Origin of the sequence: Mesorhizobium sp. M7A.F.Ca.CA.001.08.2.1, from assembly GCF_003998455.1 — a bacterium.
Taxonomy (GTDB): domain Bacteria; phylum Pseudomonadota; class Alphaproteobacteria; order Rhizobiales; family Rhizobiaceae; genus Mesorhizobium; species Mesorhizobium ciceri.
This window is the reverse complement of sequence record NZ_RZPW01000772.1, coordinates 1-2,835: the sequence shown is the minus strand read 5'-3', so window position 1 is coordinate 2,835 and position 2,835 is coordinate 1. Positions and strand designations below refer to the sequence as shown.

Sequence of the window (2,835 nt, the reverse complement as noted above, 5' to 3'; positions counted from 1 at the left end):
CGGAGAACTAGTCTATTTTGCCGCCCTTTTTGAGCCTCACACCGGCGCCGCCGCCATTCTCGGGGATGAACTCAACGCCGGCGGCCTCCAGTGCTCGGGCCAGCGCCTCCTTTGTCAGCACACGCGGTTCACGCGCACCACGTTCGAAATCGACTATGCTTCGATGGCTGACCTTGGACCGCTCCGACAGCATTTCCCTAGACCAATCGACTAGAGCGCGAGCCGCCCGGCATTGTGCTGAAGTGAGCATGAACCTTCCTAAGTTGCAAAAAACATGTTGACACAGAATGCGCAGAGTTGCAAAAAACATGTGCATTCTTGGTTAACATCGCACTGGAGAAAGTCAATGCCGAACACTCACGTTCCGGCCGCCGGCGAAGCTATGCCCGGCGCCGAGGTAATGCCTATCATCGGGCGCTTTTCCCGCCGGCCGATCGTGATCATGGGTGACGTCACGATCGCCGCGGCCGCAATGCAGATCGAGCGAGACGCCGCCTCGATCGCCTCTTCCTTGGCGATGATCCATGGCGGACGGTGCCGCGTCCAGATCGATCATGAGACCGGATTTGTTTTAGTCGTGCGGAGGTCATCATGACCGCGCACACACCTATCCTGCAGCCTCTAGGCATGCCGAAGGGGATGGACCCGCGCATATGGCGCCAATCGGTCGAGACGCGCCTGAACGACCTCCTAGACCGCGCCATGGCCCTGATCACCGCGCTCGACATGATGGAAGTCGATTGCGACCTCGAGGACACGGCCGACGACGAGCCGTCCCTTGGCTGGGGACATCGCGCCGGGCAATCGTTCCTGTCTGCCACCGCGCCGAACCTGCCTCCCGGCGACGTGCTCGACCTCGAGTTGGACAACTGCGACGACGAGGAGGGCGGCGATCTGGAGGGTTACTGTCCCGGTGACTATGGCGAAGTCATCATGTGGCCGGATGATCTGGAATCGCAAGAGACGCTGGTGAGGAGCGGGCTATGACCGCGCCAAAACTCTCCGCGGCGATAGAGCCGAACAACGACATGATAGTCGTGCCGTTCCACTACGCCTACCGCAACATCTTCGGCATGATGCCTATCCGCGCCGACGTCGATTTCATGCTCGTCTCGCCGTCGAGCTATGACCCGAAGCACTACCCGCCAGGCTCTTGCATTCAATAGTCCGACGCCCGATCAATTGGCCCGCCGCCTCACGGTCGCGGGCCTCTATTCTTTGTGTTGAACGATGTAGCTATTGCTGATGGCTTTGCTCCCAACGCCCCGCGTGACAACAACGGTGGTGTACCCGGCGGGCAGTGAACCGGTGACAGTCTCGTCGACAGGATGGCAACGTCCGACGATTTCCCCATTTGGCGCACCTGCGAGCCTGTCTTTCAGAGATGCCAGACATACGTCAAGCGACGCATATGTGGTCGGCGCGGCCTCAATGGGCTTGCAGACGGCAGGCTCGCCAGGGCTGCAAGATAGTAAAAGCAGTACTGCTGCGGTTGCCGGATCCATTGTCAAAGCTCCACTGAGACGAGCCTCAACGCCGATAGACGGCCTTTGTTGCACAGACAGCCCCGGCGGCGGCCCCTCTATTTCGCAAGCGAGTCGCCGGACAGCTCAAAAACCATCGGCTCGCCTCTGAAATCGGAATAGCGAATCCATTGGGGCGAAATCGTAAAGAGTTGCGCCCCTTGCTTTAGAAACTCCGCTTCAAGCGGACAGTTGGCAACGTGAGCATCTCTCAACCGCTGCAATTCGTTAGCCTTGGCAGGTCGGGCCAGGCCTTCAATTTGAACCGTCACGTTTTCGTCCCAGCCGATCACCATGGCGATCCGACTGTCTCGTTTAATATTTGCCAGCTTCCGACTTCCGGGAAAGCTGTCGAACACGATGTTGAGGTCGTCGCCCAACGTCACCTGAATGACGGCTGCCTCTGGAGACCCGTCCGGATGCACGGTGCTGATAGCCCCAAGCTTATGCCTAGCCAGAAAATCCCGAACAAGTTGCCGTCGCTCGTCCCCGTGCATTAACGTGTCCTCCCCGCGCGAATGCCGCGACGTTACTACTGCACCCAATCCGTTCTAGCTGGACGCCCGCTGCCTCACGGCGGCGGGCCATTTTGGGCCTAATTGTCGTATTCCTTCAAAAGCCCTTCAAGCTCAGCCTTCAATTCCTTGTTGTCTGCGAGGATGGTGTCTGTCGTGTCTACAGACGGCCCATTGTCATGCTTCGAGTAGAAGCGGGCCTTTCCAGCTTCGATCATCTCGATCCGGGCGTTCAAACTGACCACCTCTTTCTTCATCCAGGCGATATGGTTTTCTAACATGGTGGCCATTCTGCTTCTTCCTCCGTTGTTCCCTCTGCCGAAAATGGCGGGCGTTTCAATGGCTGGCGTTCGACTTCCCCTCGCTTACTCCGGTGTCGTAAACCAGCGCCGCAGCTAGGGTGCTAGTCACGGCAGCTCCGATCAACAGGCCGCTACGTTCACTCATTCCGAGGGCCTGCAGCAGAAAGCCCAAGCCGGCGCAGCCAACCAACGTTGCGATGCCGCACGCCACGGCATATTGCCACCCTGACTTGTTCAAAAGCTTCCCTCCCATGTCGCGTCCATGTCGCACGGACTAGCCGATACTCGCAGGAAACCCTTGGAAATCAAATGCACGAACAGGCAGCGAACAAACTGCTACACTTTTTGCAACGCAACGCTACGGTATGAGGCGGGACGGTGTAGCACGTTGGCGCCCTCGCCATAGCGCAAAGCCATGACAGGCAAGGATTTGGCAGCACTAGAGGGGAAGGGCAGGGACGCCGTCGAGCGAATTTCAAGACCGGTGCCTTAAAC

At 58.5% G+C, this 2,835-nt stretch carries 6 protein-coding genes; 3 read left to right on the top strand and 3 right to left on the bottom strand.

Annotation, left to right across the window (positions count from 1 at the left end):
- Positions 1 to 7: 7 nt before the first annotated feature.
- Positions 8 to 193 (bottom strand): XRE family transcriptional regulator, encoded by a 186-nt coding sequence (locus EN914_RS30615; RefSeq protein ID WP_245462206.1) that lies wholly within the window; start codon positions 191 to 193, stop codon positions 8 to 10.
- A 189-nt stretch (positions 194 to 382) separates the two neighbouring features.
- On the opposite strand from EN914_RS30615, the gene EN914_RS30610 reads away from it, so the two are divergent.
- The 3 genes from EN914_RS30610 to EN914_RS30600 are packed head-to-tail and all read left to right on the top strand — an operon-like array spanning position 383 to position 1,166.
- Positions 383 to 595 (top strand): hypothetical protein, encoded by a 213-nt coding sequence (locus EN914_RS30610; RefSeq protein WP_127223398.1) that lies wholly within the window; start codon positions 383 to 385, stop codon positions 593 to 595.
- Positions 592 to 987 carry a hypothetical protein gene (locus EN914_RS30605; protein WP_024505508.1) on the top strand — a complete coding sequence of 132 codons (396 nt, stop codon included), beginning with the start codon at positions 592 to 594 and terminating at the stop codon, positions 985 to 987. Before EN914_RS30610 ends, EN914_RS30605 begins: the two co-directional genes overlap by 4 nt.
- Entirely contained in the window at positions 984 to 1,166 is a 183-nt protein-coding gene (locus EN914_RS30600) for a hypothetical protein (protein ID WP_024505509.1), read from the top strand. Before EN914_RS30605 ends, EN914_RS30600 begins: the two co-directional genes overlap by 4 nt.
- Positions 1,167 to 1,582: 416 nt before the next feature.
- On the opposite strand, the gene EN914_RS30590 is transcribed toward EN914_RS30600, so the two are convergent.
- Both EN914_RS30590 and EN914_RS30585 read right to left on the bottom strand, forming a co-directional pair.
- Positions 1,583 to 2,020 (bottom strand): pyridoxamine 5'-phosphate oxidase family protein, encoded by a 438-nt coding sequence (locus EN914_RS30590; protein WP_024505510.1) that lies wholly within the window; start codon positions 2,018 to 2,020, stop codon positions 1,583 to 1,585.
- 98 nt (positions 2,021 to 2,118) lie between these two features.
- On the bottom strand, positions 2,119 to 2,328 hold the full coding sequence (locus EN914_RS30585) for a hypothetical protein (protein ID WP_024505511.1): 210 nt from the start codon (positions 2,326 to 2,328) through the stop codon (positions 2,119 to 2,121).
- Between the last annotated feature and the right edge of the window lie 507 nt (positions 2,329 to 2,835).

Excerpts from the sequence above, each read along its gene's own strand:
- EN914_RS30615 (WP_245462206.1), bottom strand. The coding sequence starts at position 193 with ATGCTGTCGGAGCGGTCCAAGGTCAGCCATCGAAGCATAGTCGATTTC.
- EN914_RS30610 (WP_127223398.1), top strand. The coding sequence starts at position 383 with ATGCCCGGCGCCGAGGTAATGCCTATCATCGGGCGCTTTTCCCGCCGG.
- EN914_RS30605 (WP_024505508.1), top strand. The coding sequence starts at position 592 with ATGACCGCGCACACACCTATCCTGCAGCCTCTAGGCATGCCGAAGGGG.
- EN914_RS30600 (WP_024505509.1), top strand. The coding sequence starts at position 984 with ATGACCGCGCCAAAACTCTCCGCGGCGATAGAGCCGAACAACGACATG.
- EN914_RS30590 (WP_024505510.1), bottom strand. The coding sequence starts at position 2,020 with ATGCACGGGGACGAGCGACGGCAACTTGTTCGGGATTTTCTGGCTAGG.
- EN914_RS30585 (WP_024505511.1), bottom strand. The coding sequence starts at position 2,328 with ATGGCCACCATGTTAGAAAACCATATCGCCTGGATGAAGAAAGAGGTG.